Here is a 23688-nt window from a genome sequence, read left to right on the forward strand (position 1 = left end):
AGACGTTCATGTCGAGGACAGGCGACGTCGAAGTTGTCTCGACAGGCATAGAGGAAGCCCGGGCGGCGGGATGGGATGACTATGTCAGCCGGCACCCAGAGGGCACGGGTTATCACTACCTGGCCTGGCTGCAGAGTATTTCCGAGGCCTATGGCCATCGGCCCTGGTGCCTGGTGGCTTTGTCACCGGGTGGCAACCTGGCGGGGGTGCTGCCCCTGTGTGAATTTCGCATCCCGTTGCTGGGCGCCCACTGGATATCCTTGCCCTTTTGCGACTTGGGCGGGCCCCTGGCCAGCAGCCAAAAAGCGGCGTCCGCCCTGCGGGACAAGGCCGTGGAACTGACCCGGCAACGGGGCGGGAAAGGAATCAACCTGCGCCTGCCCGGAGAGCGAGTGGATGCGCAGGAAGAAAAAAACCTGGCGAAGGTCAGCATGATCTGTGAACTGCCAGGGAGCAGCGACGCGCTCTTCAAAAGCTACAAACCCAAATTGCGCAGCCAGATCCGCAAGGCAGAAAAAAACGGCCTGCGGGCGGAGGTCACTACCCGGGCGGATGCCATTGAGGCTTTCTACCGGGTGTTTTCCGTCAACATGCACCGCCTGGGGTCGCCGGTGCACAGCCTGGGCTGGTTCCAGTCGCTGCAGCGCACTTATGGCGAGCGGATGCAGACAGGCCTGGTTTGGCATGGGGAAACGGTGGTGGGTGCCGGAATCGTGCTCATCAATGGCACTCGGGCAAGCATCCCTTGGGCATCCACCCTGGCAGAATACAATCGACTGGCACCCAACATGCTGCTCTACTGGACCCTGCTGGCCCATGTCACCGATGGTGGATGCCACACCTTCGACTTAGGCCGGTCCACACCCGGTGAAGGCACCTACCGGTTCAAGAAGCAGTGGGGCGCTGAACCCCACGCACTGAACTGGCTGGACCTGAAACCCGATGGCGAACCCGAACCGGCCCGGACGTCGCAACAACCCGGCGGCCTGCGTAACCTGCTGGAAGCCACCTGGCGACGGCTGCCCCTGCCCGTCGCCAACCTGATCGGCCCCGGGGTAAGGAAGTACGTCAGTCTATGAACACCTTGCTGTTGCTGATTACCTTGCTATGCCTGTTTATCCCGGTGTATGTCTACGCCGGCTATCCGCTGGCGTTGTGGCTGCTCACCCTGGGCCGGGACAAGGTGACCCACCGCGTCGCGGAAACCCGTCCGTCCGTTGCCCTGATCATCTCCTGCTACAACGAGGCAGCCGTCATCCAGGACAAGCTGGAAAATGCCCTGGCCCTGGACTATCCCCGCGACAGGCTAAGCATACTGGTGGTGTCTGACGGCTCCGATGACGGCACCGACGACATCGTACGGGAGTACGCCCTGGTGGGCGTAAAACTCATCCGCCAGGAGGGCCGGTTGGGCAAGACCATGGGGCTTAATCTGGCAATGGAGCAGTTAACGTCCGAGGTAACCGTCTTCAGCGATGCCAATGCCCTCTACGCGCCGGATGCCATTACCAAACTGGTGCGCAACTTCGCCGATGAGCGAGTGGGTTACGTGGTGGGCGCCGCCCTGTATACAGACAGAGACGCCGGCGCCAGTGCCCGCAATGAGAACCTCTACTGGCGCTATGAGCTGGCCATCAAGGCCATGGAGTCGCGGCTGCATTCCGTGGTGGGAGGTGACGGCGCGATCTACGCCATTCGCTCGCACCTCTGGCAGCCCCTGGACCAGAAGGATATCAACGACTTCGTCAATCCGTTGCAGATAATCGCGAAGGGCTATCGGGGCATCTTTGAGCCGGAGGCCCGCTGCTATGAGGAAACCGCGGGCGATTTCGGCCGGGAAATCGCCCGCAAGGAGCGAATCGTTAACCGCAGCATCCGCGGCCTGATGCGGGTCAAGGCCACCATGAATCCGTTCAGGGTGGGCCTCTTTGCGTGGCAGGTGATTTCCCACAAGCTGCTGAGGTGGCTGATCCCCCTGTTCCTGCTGATCGGCGCCGTCGGCAGTCTGCTGCTGGCCCTGGAGGGCTATGGCTTTTTCCAGCTGGTCGCCGCTGGGGCGCTTGTACTGTTGGCGCTGGCCGGTGTGGGGCATCTGCTCTCTGACAGGAACGCGATGCCGGTGTGGATCTCGGTGCCTTATTACTTCGTTATGGTGAATCTGTATTCCCTGAGGGGAATAGTAAAGGCGCTTCGTGGTGAAACCCAGGTAACCTGGAGCAGTGCCAGGCCGGGGCAGGAGCAGGACTGATGTCGAAGTTTGCGTTGTTGTTCCTGATGGTGTTTGCTGGCTGCGTCATCGCCACATTTTTCTTCAGCGGTGCGGCCTCATTTTTCTTGTACCAGCTGGTGTATTTCCTGAACCCGGATGCTCGGTGGTGGTCTGCCCAGATACCGGGAGTCAGCTATTCTTTTTTCAGCGCCATATTGATGCTTATAGCCCTGGGCCTTGGCTACAGGAAATACAGCGAACTGGCTCCCTGGAAACAGCAACCGGTTTTCAAGTGGATGTTGATGTTACTGGCCATGTATTACGTTGTGGGCTTTTATGCGCTGAGTCCTGTCCTCCACGAAAGGTTCACGTTCAACTTTCTGAAACTATTGATCATTGTATTGGTCGCCTATAAGTTGTTGCACTCGAGGGCAACACTGCACGCATCGATCTGGGCCTATCTGATTGGTGCCACCTATATTGGCTATCTTGCAACCATTACCGGTCGAAATGTCGGCGATCGGGTTGAGGGCATCGGGGTTGTAGATTCTCCTGATTCCAATGGCGTCGCTTCTACTCTGGTGCCGGCAGCTACCCTGCTGATGTATTACGCCTGGCTTGGCAATAAAAAAGCAAAAGTGTTTTGTGTGATTTGCGGCGCTCTTATTGCGAATGGTCTGGTACTGATCAACAGCCGTGGCTCTTTTGTGGGTGTGGTAATCAGTGGTGGTGTATTTCTGCTGATCATGATGTTCTCGAAATACCGTCAGAAGGGGCAGCGCGCCATGGCGATTTTTATCGCAGTGCTTGGCCTTGGTGGAGCGTTCTATGTCGCTGATGATACGTTCTGGGAACGAATGAGCACGCTCCAGAATCCTGAGGATGAAAAAGCCAGTGGCTCGGGTCGAATCAACTATTGGCTCGCTTCGGTCGAAATGACCAAGGACCATCCTCTCGGGATTGGAGTTCAGGGTTTTAACCAATTGGCTCCCATTTATCTTGGCGACGAATTTGAGAACAAAAGCGTCCATTCACTTTGGTTTCAGGGCCTGTCTGAAGTTGGCTGGTTTGGTTTCACTTTCTTCATCGCCATGCTGGTATCGGTTTACCGGCTGTCGAGGAAAGCCCGAAAGTGGGTTCTGTCTCAGGGTGATGTCAATGCCTACTTCCAGATCAGGGCGCTTGAGTGCGGATTAATTGGTTTCCTGGCCGCCGGCAGCTTTATCAACCAGTTCCGGTCCGAAATTCTGTACTGGATGATTCTGTTCCTGGTGGTTGCATCAAATGTTTACTATCTGCGACATCAGAGTGATGCCTTGCAAAAATCACACACATTTTCAAAGGAAAGGAGAGCGCCCGCCTGATGGGTAGTCGTATCCGGGTTTTACAGTTCATCACGCCTGCGGGATTTTATGGCGCGGAGCGCTGGGTTCTGGCTCTGGCAAATAATCTGAATCCGGAGACGGTAACCTGTGATCTCGCGGTCACGCGGGAAAGTGATCATCAGGATCTTTCAGTGGCGGAGTACTTTCCTACCGTGGCGGGCCAGGTTCATTACCTGCCCATGAGGGGGCGTTTTGACTGGCGGGTGGTCAGTCAGTTGGTGTGCGTTATCAAGGAGCGTGAAATCGACGTAGTTCACACTCATGGGTACAAGTCGGACATTCTGGGTTACCTTGCAGCAAGAAGGGCTGGTGTTCCCTGCATGAGCACCCCGCACGGATTTGCAGGGAAAGTGGACCTTAAACTCGCGACCTTTATCCGCCTGGGGATGCTGGTGTTAAGACGATTCGACGCGGTAGTTCCGCTTTCGGAAGAGCTACAGTCGGATATGCGCCGGTTCAGGGTTCCAGCGGAGAGGACACATTTCGTCAGAAATGGGGTAGATCTGAAAGATATTGACCGCGAGCTGTCTCACTATACGCCGGCGGAAAAGACGAGCAAGCGTGATCAGAAGACTATCGGTTTTATCGGACAGATGATTCCCCGTAAGGGAATTCCAGATTTGTTGAGTGCTTTTGACCAGCTTCGCAGTGAAGATCAAGCACTCAGATTGCAGCTGGTTGGTGATGGCCATCAGCGATCGGAACTGGAGTCGATCGTAGCAAACGGTGTTAGCAGGGCATCGGTCGAGTTTCTTGGTTTTCGTAGTGATCGGCTACAGTTGTTGAAGGGATTTGATCTTTTCGTCATGACGTCCTCTTTGGAAGGAATACCCCGTTGCATGATGGAAGCCATGGCCGTCGGTGTCCCTGTGGTAGCCTATGATATTCCGGGTGTTGACCAGTTGGTAGAGCATGGCAGGACGGGCATGCTGGCGCCCCACGGAGACAAGGCGGCGCTGGCTGACTGTTGCCGCCAGGTGCTGACCAATCCCGACTTCGCTGCGTCGCTAGCGGCCAATGCCCGTCGGCATATTGAAGAACAGTACTCGGCCGGCAGGATGGCGCGGGAGTACGAGGTCTTGTTTGAATCCCTGGTTGCGAATCAGCGCACGGTCAGCGGTGTCAGCCGCAAGGAAAGGGCTTCCTAACTATGTGTGGATTTGCTGGTTTCATGCGCTCTGCCCCGACGCATGACAGGGAGTCTCACAACCTCTGGTTGGAGGCGATGGGCCAGGCCATTATTCATCGTGGCCCGGATGCAGGCGCGACCTGGCAGGATGATAACATCGGTCTGGTACACCGCAGGCTGAGTATCATTGACCTCAGCGATGCGGGCACCCAGCCAATGCATTCCGCGTCTGGCCGATACGTCATTGCCTTCAATGGCGAGATATACAATTACCTTGAACTGAGACAGACACTTCAGCAATCTGGCGTGGTTTTCCGGACGCAGACCGACACCGAAGTGTTACTGGCGTTATTCGAGCAGAAGGGCTCCGCATGTCTCGACGATTTGAACGGCATGTTTGCCGTTGCAATCTGGGATCGCCAATCGCGCCAGCTATTCCTGGCCCGGGATCGGCTGGGCAAAAAACCGCTTTATTACTATAAGGAAGGCAGTCGATTTGCGTTTGCCTCCGAGATAAAGGCATTGAAGAAGGTTCCCTTTGTTCGAACCGATGTGCGGTACGATGCGGTCAAGGATTTCTTTGCCTATCAATACGTTCCTGATCCGAAAACCATTTACCAGAATATACACAAGCTTTCCCCGGGACATTGGCTGATCACAGATGGTCAAAGCGTGGAAGTCCGGCAGTACTGGGATGTGTCGTTCGCCAGCCGTGGCTCGAAAAGTCTGGAGGAAGTAGAGGGGGAGCTGTACGAGCTGATCGAAGACGCGGTTCGTTTGCGGATGGTCAGCGATGTCCCCCTGGGTGCTTTTCTCAGTGGTGGTGTGGACTCAAGTGTGGTTGTCGGGTTAATGGCCGCCCACGCCAGCCAACCGGTAACTACCTGTTCTATAGGGTTTGATTCGAAACGGTTTGATGAGGTGGACTGGGCGCGGAAAGTGGCAGGCCTGTTCGATACTGATCACCACGAGTTCACCGTGCGGGAAAATGTCGCAGGCAGCATCGCAGACATTGCTCGCTTCTTCGACGAGCCCTTTGCCGATCCATCGTTCGTGCCGACCTATTTTGTCTCACAACTGGCCCGCCAGAAAGTGACCGTGGCGCTGGCGGGCGATGGTGGCGATGAGAATTTTGCCGGATACAGCAAATACCGTACAGACCAGATCGAGAACCGGCTGCGCAATCGGTTTCCGGCAAGCTTGCGCCGCAATCTGTTTCCCTACCTCTCGCAATTGGCGGGTAGGCTGAATATCGGGCCGGCCCGGAAGGCCCGTTCGCTGCTCTCCACTTTGGCCATGGAGCCCGACGATGCCTTCTTTATCACGAACAGTTTCTTCCGCCAGTCAGTCTGGGACGAGTTAGTAGCCGGTGACTTGAAGAGGGAAACCTCTGGCTACGATCCGGCGGAACTGACGCGGCGCCATTACAGGAACGCTGACACAGACGACCATCTGTCGAAAATCCTCTATACCGATATCAAAACCTATCTGCCTGGCGATATTCTGGTGAAAGTGGATCGTATGAGTATGGCCAACTCGCTGGAAACCCGCGCTCCGCTACTCGACTACCGTGTAGTGGAGTATGCGGCAGGCATTCCGTCCGCACTGAAACTGAAGAACAAGGAAAAGAAATTCATTCTCAAAGACACTTTTTCCGAAATGTTGCCTGACGCTGTTCTTTACCGGAAGAAAATGGGTTTTTCCGTACCCCTCGCCCAATGGCTGGGGCATGAGCTTAAAGTAATCGCAGACCGCACCTTTACCAGCCAGAGCGGCGGGCTGGCAGAGTGTTTCGACATGGAGTTAGTCCAACGCTTGTGGCAACGGCATTTATCGGGTGATTACCAGTTCACGCAGGAACTCTGGAGTATGCTCACCTTTGAGTTGTGGTGGCAGGGCTGGCAAGAAAGTGATGCCTGGAGGGTGGCTGGTGCGTAACGCAACTCCAGGGCCGTCATCGCAGCAGACCACGATTCTTCACGTCACCTTCAACATGGGAATCGGCGGCACCGAGCAGGTTATACGGCAACTGGTAACGGGACTCCCTTCAGACTGCTACGAGAATCATGTGGTCTGTATTGACGGAAATGTCGGCGAAATGGGACAACAGCTCCAACGCGACGGCGTGGATGTTTTTTCCATATCCCGGGAGGCGGGAATTGACAAGAGATTGATTCGTGCCATTCGTGAGAGCATCAGGCAGCTGGGAGTGGATATTGTTCACTGCCATCAATACACCCCCTGGTTCTACGGCTGGCTTGCCAGCCTTGGCACCAGTGCCCGTGTGGTTTTCACCGAGCACGGTCGCTTTCATCCGGATCGCTATCGTCACAAGGCGTTTGCGCTAAATCCTTTGATGGCCCTGAAGACCCATGCCATTGTCGCCATCTCAGATGCAACCCGCTCTGCGCTGTCACGGTACGAGTTTGTTCCAAAATCCCGGATACAAGTTCTTTACAATGGCATCCGGAGCATTGAAAAGAACCCGTCCAGGGCCAGCGAAGTTCGCGCCGAGCTGGGAATACCCGACAAGGACTTTGTGCTGGGAACTATCGCCCGTCTGGACCCTGTCAAGAATCAGGCGATGATGCTGGATGGTTTTTCGATCGTACTCGAATCCTGCCCCGACAGCTGGTTGCTGATGGTGGGGGACGGTCCCGACCGTCGAACTCTTGAGCGAAGGGCCAGTGAGCTTGGGATAGAATCCCGGGTCTGTTTTACCGGCTTTCGTGAGGAACCGGCGGATTATCTGGCAGCCATGGATCTGTTCCTGTTGACGTCCCACACAGAAGGCACGTCCATGACGCTGCTTGAGGCCATGAGTCTGGGCGTACCTGCCATTGCTACTGCCGTCGGAGGGAACGTGGAAATTGTAGAGTCCGGTCGCACAGGGTTGCTGATTCCCACAGAAAATCCAGCAGAGCTTGCCAAAGCCGTGCTTCGTCTTAAGTCGGACCGTGACCTGCGAGAAAAACTCGGCAGAGAGAGCCGGATTCTTTTTGAAGAAAGGTTTTCGGTCGCCCGCATGGTGTCCCGTTACCAGGACTTGTATGTCAAAGTGCTGGAGGATTGATGGCAGCACTTTCGGAAATGCGCAAGGCGGTAATCTTCTCTTCCCTTTCGAAGTACAGTGTCATGCTGATCACCCTGGTCACCACTATGGTGGTGGCGCGCTTGCTGACGCCCGACGAAATAGGCACTTTCGCGGTTGCCAGTGCCGTGGTGATGCTGGTGAGTGAGTTTCGAATCCTGGGAGCCGGAGTCTATCTGGTGCGGGAAGAGGACCTAACCCGGTCGAAGGTCCGGTCGGCGCTGGGGCTTACCATCATTATTTCCTGGGGTTTGGGTATCGTTGTCTGCCTGTCTGCGCCCTGGATAGCCCGATTCTACGATCTTCCTGAAATCAAGACGATCTTCTGGATACTGGCCGTCAGCTTTTTTCTGGCACCGTACATCAGCGTGTCCTCAGCCCTGCTTGCGAGGCATCTCCAGTTCCACCTGATTCTTCGCATGCAGGTAGCAGGCACATTGGTAAACCTGGCAGTAATCGTTTCGCTAATCCAGTTTGGTGCCAGCTTCTATGCGCTGGCGTGGGGCCTTTCCGCCGGCGCCTTGACACGGTTTCTGGTGGCGGTGTTTTTTTTGAGTCCGGAGCAAATGACCTATCGTCCCCAGTTCAGGGGGCTCAAAGCGATTGCAAGTGTCGGGATTTACAGCTCGCTAACCAACATACTTCGCAAGTTCACGGTTGTAGCCCCTGACCTGGTGATAGGGAAGCTGGGCACCACCTATCAGGTGAGTATCTTCTCTCGCGGGCTGGGGTTCGTTCAGTTCGTCGCAGAATCACTGATGACCAGTGTCAGCCCGGTGGCCTTACCTTACCTGTCCCGGACGAGGCGGGAAGGCGGTGACCTCAGTGACGCCTACCAGCGGGCTACCGTGCTGCTTGGGGGACTACTATGGCCGGTTCTGGCGGTAGCAAGTCTTGCCAGCTTGCCAGCTATCCGGCTGTTCTTCGGGAGTCAGTGGGATGCTGCTGCCCCACTTGCTGGCTGGCTCGCACTCTGGGCTGCCCTGAGATCCGTCCACTGGTTCTCCAATCAAGTATTGTTGGCGATGCACAGGGAACGGGTCATGGTTCTCAAGGAAGCGGGGATATTCGCCATTCTTCTGGCGGGCATTGCCTTTGCCTATTCCGGTGGGCTGGAAAGGATTGCCCAGGTGTTTGTCCTGGCAGGCATGCTGGAGGTGGTCGTCATTACGTTGGTCCTGCGGAAATATCTGGGCATGGATTCGGGGGGGTTTGTCAGGGCTTGGGTGTCCAACGCGGCCATTGCAGGTTTGTGTGCTCTGGTCGCCCTGGGCGTGCGCCAGGTGATAGATTTCGAGCAGGCCCCCCCATGGCAGCCGGCAGTGGCTTTAGTGCTGGTGATGCCCCCTGTCTGGCTGGGCCTGTTGTGGGCGTTCCGGCATCCCCTGTTCGATGAATTTGCTGGTGTCTTGGGGACGCTTCGCAGGAAAGGGGAATAACAGGTGCTACAGACCCGGTATTCGTGGGAAGTTTCCGCATGATAGTACGCAGATTCCGTGGCCATTTCCGTCGACGACTCATTGAGCTGTTTGTACGGTTGTTGAAAACAGAAGAAGCCAGGCATTATCTCAACCGACACGCTGATGACCACGGTGATGTTCGGCGCCGGGTCACTAATGTCGTTACGCCCTATGAGACAGGAAGTGGCTCGGCCCCGGTGGCCTTACGGACCCGGCCTCCGGCCTTTGTTACCGGGAGGTTCCGGAGTGGTTCCACCTTGCTCTGGAATATTTTCAGAAGTCTGGACGACTGTACTGCCTATTATGAGCCCTTGAACGAGCGTCGCTGGTTCCTCCGCGATAGTAGAGGGAAACATACCGATACAACTCATCAGGGGGTTACGGAGTACTGGTCAGAATACGAGGGGCTGGATCACCTGGTGAAATACTACCGGGAAGACTGGATACGACACCGGCTGTACATGGACGAACGCGATTTCGACTACAACATGAAGTCTTACATTGATGCGCTGGCCTCCAATGCTCGAGGAAGACCTGTCCTACAGTTCAACCGCGTGGATTTCCGTCTCGCCTGGCTGAGAGCAAATTACCCCGACTCCCCGATTATCCATATTTACCGGAATCCACGGGATCAGTGGTGCTCGATTCTCGGGGACATTTCCGCCTACCCTTTGACAGCTGATTCAGAACAATCGTTTCCCCGGCGTTTCTATCAGGGTATGTGGGTCCGGGATCTATGTCGCCAGTTTCCGTTTCTGGAAGATTACCGGGACAGACACCAATACTACAATTTCTATTTCCTCTGGAAATTGTCCTACAACTTTGGGCAACACTATTCGGACATCAGCATCAGTATGGAGTCACTCACGGAAAATCCGGCAATCTGTACCGATAACCTTCTATCCGCAATCGGATGGTCTGCCCCCGACTATCCTCTGGATCTGTCCTTCGTAAAGCCGGCGGTCAGTCGCTGGCCGGAATACGCCAGTGAAGAATGGTTCGCGAATATCGAGGCAGAGTGTGAAGCGGTACTGGAGGACTTTCTGAAGTGATCAAGACGACGGCTTCGCCCAGGATTTTGTTGTTCAGCGAGATATTCCCTCCAGTCCATGGCGGCAGCGGACGCTGGTTTTCAGAAATTTATGGCCGCTTTCCGGAGGGAAGTGCAGCTTTCCTGGTGGGGGATCACGAACAGGCGCAGCATTATGACGCGGGCATCCGACACCCTGTCTACCGGGAAAACCTGAGTAGTCCGGAGTGGGGGGTCCGGTCCTGGAAGGGCTTCACATTTTATCTTGGACAGTGGCGTCGCCTGAGACAGGTTGTGAGGAAAGAGGCGGTAACTCGGGTGCATTGCGGAAGGGTTCTTCCTGAGGGGGTGCCAGCGCTGCTGCTCAACTTCACCAACCGGATTCCTTTCAGCTGTTATGTGCATGGTGAAGATGTGGAAACGGTGCTGGCGAGCCGCGAACTTACCTGGCTGACCCGGCAGGTAATGAGACACGCCGAGCAGATCATCTGTAACAGTGAAAACAGCAGGCGCATTCTTGAGCAAAAATGGCAACTACCCAAAGACAAGATCCTGGTCATGACCCCAGGCGTGGATGTGGATCGGTTCGCGCCCGACCATAATGCCCCGAGGCCTGAAAGTTGGGGGGATCGCCCCGTCATTCTGACGGTAGGTCGGCTGCAGAAGCGTAAAGGGCAGGACATGATGATCCGTGCATTGCCCGCGCTGAGGGAAAAATGGCCGGACATACTCTACGCCATTATTGGTGGGGGCAAGGAATGGGAGTCTCTGCATCAACTGGCCCGTGAGCTGGATGTGTCGGACCATGTACTGTTTATGGGGGAAGTGGATGACCTGCAAATGGTGAATGCCTATCGCCACTGTTCCCTGTTTGCCTTGCCAAACCGTCGCGTTGGTAATGACGATGAAGGTTTCGGCATGGTTCTGTTGGAAGCTCAGGCGTGTGGGAAGGCTGTCCTGGCAGGCAACTCTGGCGGAACACGAGAAACGATGCGGGAGGGAGAGACTGGGAAGATCGTGGATTGCACCCGCGAAGATGCCCTGGCTGATGCAGTATCGAAGATGCTGGGCAATGAGCAAAGACTGCAAGCGATGGGCGAGTCGGCCAGAAGTCATGTTGTAGAGCAGTTCTGCTGGACTAATCTGGCCACCAAAGCCTACAGGTTCTTCTATCCTGATAGCGGACAAAGTCCATCAGGATGAAGCCATAACCTCAAAAGAAATCGAAATCAAAAAATGCAGAGTTTATTTTTGCTTGACGTTGCACACCCTGTATCAATTGAGTGTAGACAAGTTTAGCTGATGAAAGTCTTTGAATAGACGCAAATTTAGGTGACCTGATGTCGACTTACAGTATGCTGAAGTGTGCAACGTAATGTCATCCTTGAAGTGGGGGGAACCAATCCTCAGTACGTATCCCAAATTCGGTTTGTAAAAGTTGCGAATCTTCCTTATAAAAGTCGTATAGTGCCTCTTTCTCATTAAGAGATAGAGTCGGTTTGGTGATCGGCGTGGATCCAATTTCAGCGATATTCTGAACTAGTTTTTTGACGCGATATGGTAACGCCTGGTACTGAATGGTTCTTCTGTAGAGGTCGAGGATCCTGAGGCCTAGTTGAGACTTTTTTGTCGTTTTGTTGCTCGAATTAAATACTCTACCGATTTTTTCAAGTGATACGTCTGAATTAACTCCAAGGAAGTCAAATATTTCTTTTGTAACCTGTTCAGGTTCATTGGAAAGTTTTTCAAAGCTTGTAACGTATAATTGATTTCTATTGAAAAACTCAAGATACCTTGAGAGCTGGTAGTGGTATTTTCCCTGCCATGCGATGGGCTCGAGGGGTAAGTTTTCAAGTAGCTTTTCAATATCCCGATCTTCTATGCCGGCATTAATGTTGTGAAGATAATGTGAAACTAACCGATCTAACGGGTTTCGAACAACATAGATTAGCTTCATGTCAGAGTTATAATCAAAGATTCTCCCTGGTGCGTGCTCAAGAAAAGGGGATCTCGTATAGCTAGTTGATGCCTCGCCAATGCATGTTATTCTTTTTGATCTGGGCCTAAACCAAGTCTCATACCATGAAAAACCTTTTTTCCAGAAGGAGGGGTTTGAGAAGAAATTTAATTCTTTTACTTCCGAAAAATAAATCTCGGGATGTTGCTCCAGATAGAGGAATAGACTGGTTGATCCTGAGCGCGCTGCGCCAATGATAAGGAAATTTGGTTTGTTTTGTGTGCTACTCATTGAAAGGCTCTTTATCAAAAAAATGAATTTTGATTCCATCAATTACATTTGTTTTAAATAAAAAAACGAATCGACAGTAAGCCTCGTGGGCTCTAAGTAGCATTTTTTCAGGTGAAGTAATTATGTTTTGACGCGAAGCGGTTGAGTAGCCAAAAACCTTTAATGTTGTCGCAGCGGCTGATTCAAAACGTCTTAATTGACTGGTAGTAGCTTGCGAGGCCCATTTGCCAGAGTTGTTGGATTTTGTGGTGTTTGCCAGATCCATTATATTATCTTCACTGATGTCTTCTTCCAGAAAATCGTAAACTGCTTTTATATGACGTTCTGGGTCAGTCAGAACTTCTTCATATTTTAATTCAAAAAGACTTCCAGGTGGAATTTTATCTTTGACGTTAAGAAAGTTGTCGTTCAATCTCGACCAGTACTCTCCACAGGTCAAAAAGTTGTTTGGTCCCCAAGACTTCCTCAATAAAGAAAGTGCCACATCGCGTCCATCTCGAACAATAAACAAGAACTTTGCTTCAGGGAAGAGTTCGATGATTGTGCCAGGATCTTCAAGATAATTCGGGGTTTTGTCTCCCCAAAAAGTGCCTCCATCAATCTTCAATGAAATTATTTCGTTTATAATTTTCGAATATTCGAAGTCTGGGGCTGTAGCATAGTACAGCTTATCAATGTCTGGATCAATCTTCCATTGACGAACCGCTCTCTCGCCAAAAATATCGTTAATCAGGTTCTTGAAATTTCTTTTTTCTTGCAGGTCCCCGTAGTCTTCGAGTTTTTTATAGTACTTGGTAATGAAATGGGTTTCGAATGGGGCTTTGTATTTTGTCTTGTCCAGCAGGCTCGCCAAAAATGTTGTGCCAGAGCGGGGAGCACCGAAAATAAAAACCTGTGAAAAATTTTTCATTGTCATCCCTGATAAGATGTTTAAGGGTGTTGAGTTGCTCTTTGCCTTTTTGCGCCTGTGACATGCGGTTTAATTTTTGCTCTCGAAATGCTACTAAATATTCGCTGTCAGAGCAAGATGCAGCCTTGTCATGAACTCTCTTCCAACTATCCCCGGCCATTTGGGAAAAGGGGTCATAGTGTTGCAGGGTGGGCTGATAACACTCATCAAGGCACGTGCTTTTCTGTATCGATGCACCTTCTGCTTGAATGCACCGACCCAATCTTCCTGACTCAGGCGGGGCGGGGCATGTCAGACTCGTCATTGGCTGGAGCGAGTCCACGACGCCGTCATTGAAAGTGGTCTGAGCAGGAGGTCAGGATGCACTCTCACCTTGACATCTGGCCAGGGTCTGGTTTTTATGCCGCATCAGACAGCACGTCTGGTCGTCGATTTCTTTTACGGCTATAGATGATGGTATATAAAATTCATTCGACAATCAGCGATTTAGGGTTTTGGCACTTTATTTGCAAAAACCTCCTAGGTGTTTCCGTTAATGACTCGAATGGATTATCGCTATGAAATTATTAAAAAATACAGTCATCACCCTCGCATTTTATTCTTTTTCTTCAGTCCTTCAGGCAAGCTACGTCCAGCTGGAAGATCGCAATTTTTCAGGGTATGTAACAGATATAAAAATAGCTGCTGACTGGTTGGATTATTTTAAGGGCGTAGATATTCAAGCGGGCTCCAGGTTCGATGCAGACTTTGAACTCTATGACATCGGTGAAGGAGACGGTACCTTATCAAGCTTTACAGAGTATACGTTCTATGGGAACAGCCGAAATTACACATTCTCTGTGCCGGCGGACCCGTTCGATTGGGGGCAAACCTACCTTGATGGGAACGGTACACTGATTGTTTCTTATCACAATAATTTTTCCAGTGACGGTTTGGAAGCTACGTTCTTCGACTATTCCAGTGATTCCGGACACTTCGATCTTGAACTCAAGGATTATGACAAGCCAGGTATTAATGGCCACGGCAACTTTGGTTGGGAGGGGGCTGACATCAGCTTCCTTGTTGAGCCCGTAGCACAAGTGAACGAACCTTCGGTTTTTGTGACACTAGGTCTAGGTCTCTTGCTGATCTCGATGAGGCTCAAGAGGGCAAAGTTGAGCGTGCAGGCCTGACGCTGAAGGTCAGCCTGTCGTCGCCGAGCGCCGCGCAAGAATGGCTTTACAAACACTGGGAAGGTGCCTGCGGCCGGCGTAGTCCTGCGGCATCGTCTTAAACGCAGTACGTGGGCCATAGTCGCCTCACAGGGCTGGCAGCGGCGGTCGATAGTAATATATCTGGTACGGCTCGGTTGCTTCTTCCTTGGCCAGGATGCGGGTCGCCGGTAGCATCGTACTGCCAATATGATAACGGTAGCGTTTCCCATCCCGAAAAATGCCGAGTATCCCGGTCTTGCGGCGAGTATCGCACCCCGCGCATACAACTGATTGAAGTGCTACCTAATCAACTGGCCTGCCTGCCGGCAACGGGATCCGATGGTTTCGTCAAAGTAGGCATCGAGCAGACCTCCCTACTTTTTCCGGAGGGCTCTTTCGTAGAAGCATGAGAGTGCCGTTCAGATTTTGAGAAGAATTTGGTCTATTGCGGATCTTTAATCTGAAATAAGCCAAGTTGTTAGAATTATTGAACTTTTTGTTTTTGTGAGATCGCACTGGTAACTCGATAAATAACCAATGCTGGGCTAAGATAACGGTAGAGCACTATCCCGTACATCTTGGTGTTTGAGGACATAGATTATGTACTTGTTAATGTTGATAAAAAAGGTCGCAATATCCGGGCTCCTTTTTTTGTCTTTGACGTTGTTTCCGTTTCACGCGTCCGCGAGTGCCCCGTTTCTGGCCTTTTCAGATCTGAGGAACGGACCCAGTTCGGGGCTTGACGACGGTCAGGGAAGCGGCGTCATCGTCACACTCTGGGGGCAGGGCCTGGGGAATTCGCAGGGCGACAGCAACGTATATTTCCGCAGTTCGTCCGGAGATATTCTTGACGTTGCTCATGTGTATTATTGGAAAGCTGCTGATGGTCAGCTGCCGTCCGGGCCGGCGAATCTGTATGAATCCCACGGTATGCAGGAAATTGCCTTGTCCATTCCGGCAAGTGCGGATGGGGACGGGGAGCTTTTCGTGGAAGTTGATGGGCAGGAGAGTAACCGGCTGCCTTTCACCGTCCGCCAGGGTGGAATTTATCACGTGAAAGCAGGCGGCAAGGACGGGGCCAATGGGTCCTGGCAGGAGCCATTTGCAACCGCAGCATTTGCGGTAAACGCAGTTCCGGCGGGGAGTACAATCTACGTACATGGAGTGGACACGGGCAGCTTTAATTCGCCATCTGCGCGGGCGATCTACTGGAATAATGGCGATGCGAGCAGCACGCAAGACGCTCAGTTCGCAGTGACTGCTTACCCTGGCTACCAACCTAAAGCTATCGCTCAGAGGGCTATCGAGAGTTACCGGACCGAAGGTTGGGTGGTGTCCAAATACGATGTTTACGCATCGAATTATCTGTCAGTTGACTCTAACGGTCAGCCCGCTGGTGGCGTAATATCAAATGTCCCCCGAGCCACATACGGTATTCAAACATCGAGGAATGGCAGAGTCGTTGGTAATCGTATAGGAGACATTCCAGGCGGCTGTGCATCACAAGCCCAGGGAGCTATCTTGGGCAACAAGGATTGGATTGGCAATAACAAGATATATGGTAATGAAATATATGATTATGGGTGTGAGGGGTCGAATAAGCTTCACCATACAACCTATTTATCCATCAGGGCCAACGATAATCCTATAGTTGAACCATGGGAGTGGGCCTATAATTACTTGCACGGAAATCACGCGAAGTTTGGGATACATAACTATGACGAAGGGACAGGGTGTGGTGATATTTCCGGTCCGTTGAGAATTCATCATAATGTGATCGTTGAGCAAGGCGGTGCGGGTATCAGCATTGGCTCTACATGTGGATGGTCCATGGATGTTTTCATCGAAGACAATGTTCTTATAGATGTTGGTCTTCCTGCAGGTTGGGACGGAGTGGATTCCTCGGACCTTACCGCAGCAGAAAGCGGAGGAATTGCGTTGAGAGATGGTGGTAACGGGCTCTATGGTGATTATATAATCCGAAACAACCTTGTTTATAACTGGGCAACGCCCGAGCAAAGCCGTGGCGGATTGGGTTGCTTATCCTTCAATGCGGATGGTGATAATATTGACGTTGTTTGGATGAATAATATCTGCTACAGCGACTACAGTTTTCCGTTTGTTGATTCTGGCTTCAGAGCTGAGAACAAGCTAGACAATGTTCAAGGTAGTAATAATATATGGTACTTGGCGACTGGTGGAAGCGATTACAGCGTTCCTGGTTGGGACAATTCGGCTGTCAAAGCTGATCCATTACTAACAATTTCGGGTTCTAAAGTAGAGGTGGCGTCTCAATCTCCGGTTTTTGGTAATGGCGTGTCTGCTCAAAACGTAAACGCGCCATCATCCATGATGACTCAATATCTAAGGACTTCTGATCAGTTCGTGGATCGAGATATATATGGTCGCGTTCGTACTGGTTCTGGTACCGATATTGGTCCAGTCACGGAGTCCTTAGATAATGCAGTTGCAGCCCCCAACCCTCCAACGAGCATTCTTGTAGAGTGATGTTGCCACCTAGCTGCGTGCTTTCGGCCTTTTCATCTTTAGGAAGGGCGATAGCACGCGGCCAAAAAAATAGAATTGAGTAAAAAGCGCAGTTGGTATTAATTCCTTCGCTGTAGTGTTTTTTCCAAACTTAATTTGTGCAGTTGCAAGGGAGAGTATAGCCATTAGTGTTAGAGGTACTATGGCGAAAAACCTATTATCAGCTGCTACAACTAAAAAAAAGGCAGAAGCCAGGAGTGTAAAGTTCGCCAATGAGGCTAATGCTGTTTTCGAGTGAATTAGCTTTGATATTGATTGAAAATCTTCTTTGCCATGCCATGCCTCTCTTAAGATGAACTGAGCTATGGTTTTAGGAAAACCATGATGGAAGCCTTTTAGGTTTTTACATTTTCTTACAACACCATTTTTATTTTTAGCTCTTCGGCAGAAATCATAATCTTCTCCGGTTCGCAAGTCTTCGTTAAATCCGTTTACTTTCTTGAACATCGTTGTTGTGGTGATCAGGTGGCCGGAATTTATATAATTGTCATTTGTGTTAACAAGTTTGGAGAACCAGTGTTTTTCGACCAATGATGAACTTTCGGGAACCAAGTAGCTGTTGCCAGTTATAATTAGGTCATCCTTTGGCCAAGATTTTATGTCTTCTTGGAGCTTGTAAATCCAGTTGGGTTCTAGTGAAATGTCTGCATCAAGGAAAACGAGTATGTCATAGCTTGCAGATCTCGCGCCAATATTTCGGAGTCCCCCAATTGTTGCTTCTTGATCTACTAATAATTTTGTATTGTGAGTTAGTGCTATATTTTGTGTTTTATCGTTAGATCCGTTATCGACCACTAATACTTCATAGATAAATTCACCCATGGTTTTCTGTATGGAGTTTAGTAAGCGAGGTAGATTTTTCTCTTCATTTAGTGTGGGTATTATAAAAGATATATTGTCAAGATTTTCCATTTTTGGTTGTCTCTGAAGTTAATTTGCTCGATACTTTATGATCCGTGCGGGATTACCGGCTGCGATGCATGAATCGGGGAGCGCTTTTGTAACTACCGAGCCGGCGGCAACAATACACTTTCGCCCCACGTCGGCCATTATGATGCTGCCATTTCCTATCCAGCAATCATCCCCGATGCTGATTTTGATAAATTGACCTCCCTGACTCTGTATTGGCAGGTTGCTGTTATCGAAATAATGTTGCTTGTTACCGCTTAAAATATGAACGCCACTTCCGATGAGTGTATCTTTCAAGATGGAGCACATGCCTATGTTGCACTGGGGGCCTATATAAACACCTTCATGGATAGTGGTGTTAGCATGGGATAGTAATGTCAGAAAGCCTACTGAAATATGATCAGAAGTATTGGTGCAGCAAAGCCGAAAAAAGGCGGCGCGGGAATAGATCCCGGGTTTGCCCGGGATCAGACTGAAAAACTGCGAAAAAGCAGCAAAACCATTGTCAGATCGATTTAATAAACCAAGTAGTTTATAGGTTATGAATATCGGATAGACAATAATCAGGAAGAACGTTTTTACTATTGTTTTAAGAACTGCACGATAGCTCATCTTTGCCCCAGCCTCGCTTTTAGCCAGGCTTTCTCCCGTGCTAGACGAAACGATTTCACTCCAATCATTAGCCGTTGTGTGATCTGACGTACGACATCTTGCAGGGACAGCGTTAATTTTTGATCATAAAAGTCTGTTTTCGTGAGTCCCGTAGAGGCATCCGAAGGAAGTTGGGTGGTGCACTGATGAGGGCCGTAGTTCTGCATGAGGATGACCAAGATACGGGTATAGTGGCGCTGGGGGCTCTTTGAAAGTAATTCACACGTTTCTTGAAGCCATTCCGATGCTTTTTCCACGTAATACCTTTGAAGCCCGTGATCATCCGTATATTCTGCCGCCTGAAACAGAAGCATGGATTTACGGATATCTTGTGCGACCCATGTATCGTTTGCAAATTCAAGCTGTTCAGGGACTGCCAGAAAGGGGCGTTCATTTTCTGCAATCCAGTGGGTGTAATGCTGAAAACATTCCCTGGCATATTGGTAGTGCTCATCTCTTACGCTCAAAAGCTCCTTTAGCTTGAGGTAGCGTGCCAGACTCGCAAGCAGGATCAGGTAAGACCATCCGGTTTCAACATCTAACAAATCCCGTTTCTGGATATCATCACCAGGATTCATGGTATTTCGTATTACTGTTTCAAGCTGGAACAGCCAGTCCCTGGATGGTTCCAGTTGCCACGCATCCAGTAGTGCATTGATATAGTTACCTGTACCTCTGGTGAACGGGTATTGATGTGCGGTGGGTCGTCCACCACGAATCAGCGTTTTCAGTTTCGGGAGGTCACGTTTCTTGATTGCCAGCAGCTGCTCCAACAAACCGCCGTTCCCTTCGTGAAGGTTCCTCATCCAGTTCGAGAGTCCGAGGACCGCTCTGCGTGAGTCGACATTGCCGGTGAGCAGGTAGTGGTAAAGTAGCCCTGTTGTGTAGCAATGTTCAGCTCCCGGGCCCCCTCCCGTTTGGCCGGGCGTCGAACTGGTCCTGTTGTGCTGGCTGAATGTCCTATGCGTGCAGGTGTGCGCATTCAGATAATGATCCGTGTGCCAGAACAGTCCATGATTGTACTCGCTGCGATCCTCATCGGTATGGTAGATGTCGATGTCCACCACGTGTCTGGCGAGGTCGTCCATGAGGTTGAACCAGCGCACGTCACCATTGGCAGCAAACTGTCTTGCAAATCCATAGATTGCGTCGTACTGGTTGTTGTAGTGGGAAACGAGGGGAGGCTCGCACTCTGGCTGGTATAAGGTTTCATGATCAGCGAAAAGGTCGCCGAAATTTCGCCAACCATACTCATCAATGGTTTCCCGCTTTTCAAAAAAATTCCCGGGTCCCTCAACGCCCGCCTGGATCAGTGATTCCAGTGGTCCGATTGTGAGGTCTGCAGTGAACCAGGGAAAGGCCTTCGCCTGTTCAAACTGGCGGGCATCCAGAGTTGGAATCAGTGGCGCCCGTGTCCATTGAAGTGCCTGGTGATCGTCGCTGTAGTTCAGCCAAAGGGTTCGGGTTTTCCGCTCTCCCCCCTGAAGTTCGTGCAAGCCAGACGACTCCGGGGGAAGCAGGTTGATGGACAGTGCACCAGGGGTCACCTTGACCGACCCGGGGAAGTTCTCCCAGAACTGCCGGATACCCACCTGAACAGGAGAGGGGCCAGTGATGCCTGCGATGGGCCTGGCTCGGTGGCCGTCAGTGATCAGCTGACCGTCCTCCGTAACCTGATAGCCGCGAAACCGGGTGACAATATCCATCTGTGCGTCGAGGTGGTTCGGGCTGTTCCACTGTTCGCCGCCACTGGAGTCCTGGTAAAGGACAATTGCCTCACTTCCTGAGGAGGCCTGCTGTCTTTCGGTCCCTGCCTCTGGCTGTAACCAAGGGGTTCCGGATTCAGACGGTGTGATCGTGAGGCTCTGGCTGCGAATATGAATCGACCCGGGGTCGCCAAGGTCCCACAAGCCTCCACGATGCTGAGCGCGGCGTGTATTGTGCAGTACCATTGCTATTTCAATGGTCTCGCTTTCATTGAAACATGTTACCCGACAGTGGAAATGGGCAAACGTCTGACTATCGGTAGTCACCCACTGACCTCGTGCTTCCAGGGTTATGGAAGCTATCCCGGTATCGGCCACGGACCAGGAGTGGGTCATAACGGCATGGCAGGGATGGCCGGCTTTGTCGGTAATAGCAGGAGTGTGGGAGGTCAGAACTCTGGCGGACGAGGCGTTTGTTGGTGATGCGGTCCAGGCCAGTTGGTCGTCATCAAATCGGAGTTGCAGCTTTCCGGTATCAATCGTCCAATGACTGCTGTCTTGCGACAATGTCAGGCTAGACGCTGGTAACAATTCAGCGCCAGTACGGGTGACGAGTAACAGTTTGTCTGAACTCTCTGGTGTCAGGTCGATCAAGGTGGCAACACGAAGCCAGCGTATGCTCCCGTCTGGCCAATAGAGCGCCGGGCTGAAGTCGGCTGGAAGGCAGTCCCCGGTTGGCGACAGGAGAGCGAGCTCATCCGGTTTACGAACAGCGCCTTTCTGCAGTGGCACCCCGACCGTGAGTGGCTCTCGTATCCTGGTGATGCCTCGCTGCCCTGCGAGGTGGATGGTGACGGCTTCCATATTTTCCCAACCTACTGCGTTTATCCCTCAGAGCAAAAGGATAAAGGTTCTGGCGGGTCACGTGAAGTTTTGTTGGTTCCGGTAATTGAAGAAACTGCGCACAACAGCCCGAGGGCTGCTGTGCACTGGTGTCATTGAACTACGTATTCGACCGTGTCGGAAAACACGCTTCGTATTCCACTGTTGTCGATAACCCGGACCGAAAAATACCAGGTTCCAGTCTCCAGCCCTGAAATGTCGACTGAGGTTTCTCCAGCATCCACCGTCCGCGTCTGGTCAAGGCTATTCTCGCTTTGGCCGTAGCGGACTTCGTAGCTCTGTATTTCACTGAGTGAGAGTGAACTGCCGTCAACCCGGGTCAGTGGTGCGGTCCAGGAGATGCTGGCCGTACCGGTGGCTGGATCCTCGGGGGGATCTTCCGTTTGTGGGGGGGTAGGGGCAGTACCCACTGGTTCAGACACGTCCTCAAGTGTTCTGGGGTCAAGACCACTCTGGTAGGCTTCAAGATTGCTGATACCTTGGTCGTTCAGGCTTGTGTCGGCGTTGTCTCTCCAGGGGTCAAGACCATAGTTGACTGCCCAGGTGTCGGGGATGCCGTCTCCCTGGGTATCCGCGGTGCTGTCTTGTGCGGCTGGATCCGGTGATCTCACTGTGTCCTGTGAAGACACGACTGTCCCGTTCGACAGGTCGGTAATGGTTAATTGGGCAGTTGCGTCTCCCCTTCCTTCAAAGTATTCCATACTTAGAGGTACAGTGGTGCCGGCTTCGAGGTTGGCGGTAGCGCTGAAACTGGTGGCCGCCTGACCCTGCCATTGATCGATAACGAGCTCATTGTTGACGTACAGCCTGACCCCATCGTCTGTGCGCGTTGTGAACTGGTATTCCCGTGTGCCTGAACCATGCGGTGGGTAGAATTTGCCTACCCAGCGGATACTGAAATTGTTACCTGTTAGTCCGTTGGTTGGCCCGCCATTGCCCCACTCGAAATCGATCGAGACATCGTTGCGCAAAGTCACCAGGTCGTCGAGCTCCTGCCCGAAGAAATACTGGCCGACAAATCCGTTTATTAATTGCTGAGCTGTCTCTTCCTGGGCCGGAAAAGCCTCGGGGTCATCGATATCGGTGCCTGCTGCATACTCTTCAATATTGGAAAAGCCGTCGCCGTCCAGGTCTTCCTGTGCGTCTGCGGGATTGAGCGGATCGATACCATAAGCGAATTCTGCACCATCAGGTATGCCGTCGCCGTCAGTATCCGCATTGTCAGGATCGGTTCCCCGCCAAAATTCGTCCAGTGCGGTCAAGAGGTCATCGTCGGCATCCGAGGTCGCATCGTCAGGATTGGTTGGGTCAAGCCCGTGCGCGACTTCCCAGTTGTCGTAGAGTTCGTCCCGGTCCTCATCCAACATCGGATACGAAGGGTTGAACTCGAGGTTTTCCTGTGCGTCAAAGAAGCCAACGCGATAACCGAGTGTGTGCGCTTCTTCCATGTTCCCACTATCGGTGGATGTCGACTGGGCGAACGAGGCGATAGAATTACTATCGACAACGGTACGTCCGAACCCGGGGCCTTCCCAGGCTACTGTGAAGTGGTCGCCGCCTCGTCCTTCCTTGTGGCGAATTTCGAAATAATAGCGTGAATCACCCGACAGGGTAATTTCGGAAGACGTTTGTGAGGTGTACTTGCTGTACTCCCCTGGATTGGTCCAGCCCGGAACCGATGCGATCAGCGTTATATCCGAAGAGGAAGAAGAGTCGCTTAACCAGAACTGGGTCTCGTCATCGCCTGTGACGAAGAAGCGGTAGCGGCCATCGGTGGGGGGGGTGACATACCCCCTGACGAGCGAGCCGTAATCTTGCCCTCTGTTGCTCTCACTCTCGAGGCTGTTGATTTCAACCACGCTGTCTGGCTTGTCCGGATAACTGGCATGGCTGGTGAGGTCCCCGACCTCGTTGCCCGGAAGGTTGTCCCAATACCACACCTCAACTATCCCGGCCTCACTAGTGGCTGGCAAAGCTGCTGTGGGCGGTAGAGCATCCAGGTCTGCTCTGTGCCAACTTTGACACCCCGAAATAAAACCTGCAATCAATACAAGGCCAGTTAATTTACTGAAAGACATGGTGACATCATCCCTTGAGGTATGTTAAAGACAGCACGATTCAGTATCGTAGGGGATGCCGGTTAGCGCCACTGGGGCCTTGTATCGATTTGATATGTCAGGCCATCGCTTGGCCCCAAAAAGAAATATCGTCTTTTTCATGATTCAGCTATCCGTGGGTCATAGCGTCGCTGTATGCGGGGCATAATGGGCTATCGCTTGTTTCTCTCCAGAGCGCAGGTGTCATATCATCCTGCCTT

General features: G+C 52.0%; 17 protein-coding genes. 11 read left to right on the forward strand and 6 right to left on the reverse strand.

What is annotated here, in order from left to right:
• The first annotated feature begins 8 nt into the window (after window positions 1-8).
• The 9 genes from MLC59_RS07580 to MLC59_RS07620 are packed head-to-tail and all read left to right on the forward strand — an operon-like array spanning window position 9 to window position 11507.
• A complete protein-coding gene (locus MLC59_RS07580; protein WP_248232957.1) occupies window positions 9-1079 on the forward strand; it encodes a FemAB family XrtA/PEP-CTERM system-associated protein in 1071 nt (356 codons plus the stop codon).
• Window positions 1076-2248 carry a glycosyltransferase family 2 protein gene (locus tag MLC59_RS07585; RefSeq protein ID WP_248232959.1) on the forward strand — a complete coding sequence of 391 codons (1173 nt, stop codon included), beginning with the start codon at window positions 1076-1078 and terminating at the stop codon, window positions 2246-2248. The genes MLC59_RS07580 and MLC59_RS07585 overlap by 4 nt, the downstream gene beginning before the upstream one ends.
• Entirely contained in the window at window positions 2248-3573 is a 1326-nt protein-coding gene (locus tag MLC59_RS07590) for an O-antigen ligase family protein (RefSeq protein WP_248232962.1), read from the forward strand. The genes MLC59_RS07585 and MLC59_RS07590 overlap by 1 nt, the downstream gene beginning before the upstream one ends.
• On the forward strand, window positions 3573-4742 hold the full coding sequence (locus tag MLC59_RS07595) for a glycosyltransferase family 4 protein (RefSeq protein ID WP_248232965.1): 1170 nt from the start codon (window positions 3573-3575) through the stop codon (window positions 4740-4742). Before MLC59_RS07590 ends, MLC59_RS07595 begins: the two co-directional genes overlap by 1 nt.
• A 23-nt stretch (window positions 4743-4765) precedes the next feature.
• A complete protein-coding gene (gene asnB / locus MLC59_RS07600; protein ID WP_248232967.1) occupies window positions 4766-6661 on the forward strand; it encodes an asparagine synthase (glutamine-hydrolyzing) in 1896 nt (631 codons plus the stop codon).
• Complete coding sequence (locus MLC59_RS07605; protein WP_248232970.1) at window positions 6654-7796, forward strand: glycosyltransferase; 1143 nt, start codon at window positions 6654-6656, stop codon at window positions 7794-7796. The genes asnB and MLC59_RS07605 overlap by 8 nt, the downstream gene beginning before the upstream one ends.
• The gene (locus tag MLC59_RS07610; protein ID WP_248232974.1) at window positions 7796-9253 is read left to right on the forward strand and encodes an oligosaccharide flippase family protein; all 1458 of its coding nucleotides are present in this window, start codon (window positions 7796-7798) and stop codon (window positions 9251-9253) included. The genes MLC59_RS07605 and MLC59_RS07610 overlap by 1 nt, the downstream gene beginning before the upstream one ends.
• Window positions 9254-9291: 38 nt before the next feature.
• On the forward strand, window positions 9292-10326 hold the full coding sequence (locus tag MLC59_RS07615) for a sulfotransferase (protein ID WP_248232975.1): 1035 nt from the start codon (window positions 9292-9294) through the stop codon (window positions 10324-10326).
• Window positions 10323-11507: a glycosyltransferase family 4 protein gene (locus MLC59_RS07620; protein WP_248232977.1), complete on the forward strand. Its 1185-nt coding sequence runs from the start codon at window positions 10323-10325 to the stop codon at window positions 11505-11507. The genes MLC59_RS07615 and MLC59_RS07620 overlap by 4 nt, the downstream gene beginning before the upstream one ends.
• 175 nt (window positions 11508-11682) lie before the next feature.
• On the opposite strand, the gene MLC59_RS07625 is transcribed toward MLC59_RS07620, so the two are convergent.
• Both MLC59_RS07625 and MLC59_RS07630 read right to left on the reverse strand, forming a co-directional pair.
• Window positions 11683-12552, reverse strand: coding sequence for a sulfotransferase family protein (locus tag MLC59_RS07625; RefSeq protein ID WP_248232980.1), 870 nt, complete (start codon window positions 12550-12552; stop codon window positions 11683-11685).
• Window positions 12545-13462: a sulfotransferase family protein gene (locus tag MLC59_RS07630; RefSeq protein WP_248232982.1), complete on the reverse strand. Its 918-nt coding sequence runs from the start codon at window positions 13460-13462 to the stop codon at window positions 12545-12547. The genes MLC59_RS07625 and MLC59_RS07630 overlap by 8 nt, the downstream gene beginning before the upstream one ends.
• A gap of 557 nt (window positions 13463-14019) precedes the next feature.
• Here MLC59_RS07630 and MLC59_RS07635 point away from each other — a divergent pair.
• Both MLC59_RS07635 and MLC59_RS07640 read left to right on the forward strand, forming a co-directional pair.
• Window positions 14020-14634, forward strand: a complete 615-nt coding sequence (locus MLC59_RS07635) for a hypothetical protein (RefSeq protein WP_248232984.1) — start codon at window positions 14020-14022, stop codon at window positions 14632-14634.
• 621 nt (window positions 14635-15255) lie between these two features.
• Entirely contained in the window at window positions 15256-17163 is a 1908-nt protein-coding gene (locus MLC59_RS07640; RefSeq protein ID WP_248232986.1) for a hypothetical protein, read from the forward strand.
• A 9-nt stretch (window positions 17164-17172) separates the two neighbouring features.
• On the opposite strand, the gene MLC59_RS07645 is transcribed toward MLC59_RS07640, so the two are convergent.
• The 4 genes from MLC59_RS07645 to MLC59_RS07660 all read right to left on the reverse strand — a co-directional run bounded on the left by MLC59_RS07645 (window position 17173) and on the right by MLC59_RS07660 (window position 23449).
• A complete protein-coding gene (locus MLC59_RS07645; RefSeq protein WP_248232990.1) occupies window positions 17173-18114 on the reverse strand; it encodes a glycosyltransferase family 2 protein in 942 nt (313 codons plus the stop codon).
• 18 nt (window positions 18115-18132) lie between these two features.
• Entirely contained in the window at window positions 18133-18723 is a 591-nt protein-coding gene (locus MLC59_RS07650; protein ID WP_248232991.1) for an acyltransferase, read from the reverse strand.
• Window positions 18720-21332, reverse strand: a complete 2613-nt coding sequence (locus MLC59_RS07655) for an RIFT barrel domain-containing protein (protein ID WP_248232993.1) — start codon at window positions 21330-21332, stop codon at window positions 18720-18722. Before MLC59_RS07655 ends, MLC59_RS07650 begins: the two co-directional genes overlap by 4 nt.
• 131 nt (window positions 21333-21463) lie before the next feature.
• Window positions 21464-23449, reverse strand: a complete 1986-nt coding sequence (locus MLC59_RS07660; RefSeq protein ID WP_248232996.1) for a PA14 domain-containing protein — start codon at window positions 23447-23449, stop codon at window positions 21464-21466.
• Window positions 23450-23688 lie beyond the last annotated feature (239 nt).

The organism is Marinobacter bryozoorum, assembly GCF_023156245.1.
Classification (GTDB): Bacteria; Pseudomonadota; Gammaproteobacteria; order Pseudomonadales; family Oleiphilaceae; genus Marinobacter; species Marinobacter bryozoorum.

Excerpts from the sequence above, each read along its gene's own strand:
- MLC59_RS07635 (WP_248232984.1), top strand. The coding sequence starts at position 14,020 with ATGAAATTATTAAAAAATACAGTCATCACCCTCGCATTTTATTCTTTT.
- asnB (WP_248232967.1), top strand. The coding sequence starts at position 4,766 with ATGCGCTCTGCCCCGACGCATGACAGGGAGTCTCACAACCTCTGGTTG.
- MLC59_RS07610 (WP_248232974.1), top strand. The coding sequence starts at position 7,796 with ATGGCAGCACTTTCGGAAATGCGCAAGGCGGTAATCTTCTCTTCCCTT.
- MLC59_RS07595 (WP_248232965.1), top strand. The coding sequence starts at position 3,573 with ATGGGTAGTCGTATCCGGGTTTTACAGTTCATCACGCCTGCGGGATTT.
- MLC59_RS07640 (WP_248232986.1), top strand. The coding sequence starts at position 15,256 with ATGTACTTGTTAATGTTGATAAAAAAGGTCGCAATATCCGGGCTCCTT.
- MLC59_RS07625 (WP_248232980.1), bottom strand. The coding sequence starts at position 12,552 with ATGAGTAGCACACAAAACAAACCAAATTTCCTTATCATTGGCGCAGCG.
- MLC59_RS07615 (WP_248232975.1), top strand. The coding sequence starts at position 9,292 with ATGATAGTACGCAGATTCCGTGGCCATTTCCGTCGACGACTCATTGAG.
- MLC59_RS07590 (WP_248232962.1), top strand. The coding sequence starts at position 2,248 with ATGTCGAAGTTTGCGTTGTTGTTCCTGATGGTGTTTGCTGGCTGCGTC.
- MLC59_RS07645 (WP_248232990.1), bottom strand. The coding sequence starts at position 18,114 with ATGGAAAATCTTGACAATATATCTTTTATAATACCCACACTAAATGAA.
- MLC59_RS07660 (WP_248232996.1), bottom strand. The coding sequence starts at position 23,449 with ATGTCTTTCAGTAAATTAACTGGCCTTGTATTGATTGCAGGTTTTATT.
- MLC59_RS07650 (WP_248232991.1), bottom strand. The coding sequence starts at position 18,723 with ATGAGCTATCGTGCAGTTCTTAAAACAATAGTAAAAACGTTCTTCCTG.
- MLC59_RS07580 (WP_248232957.1), top strand. The coding sequence starts at position 9 with ATGTCGAGGACAGGCGACGTCGAAGTTGTCTCGACAGGCATAGAGGAA.
- MLC59_RS07585 (WP_248232959.1), top strand. The coding sequence starts at position 1,076 with ATGAACACCTTGCTGTTGCTGATTACCTTGCTATGCCTGTTTATCCCG.
- MLC59_RS07630 (WP_248232982.1), bottom strand. The coding sequence starts at position 13,462 with ATGAAAAATTTTTCACAGGTTTTTATTTTCGGTGCTCCCCGCTCTGGC.
- MLC59_RS07655 (WP_248232993.1), bottom strand. The coding sequence starts at position 21,332 with ATGGAAGCCGTCACCATCCACCTCGCAGGGCAGCGAGGCATCACCAGG.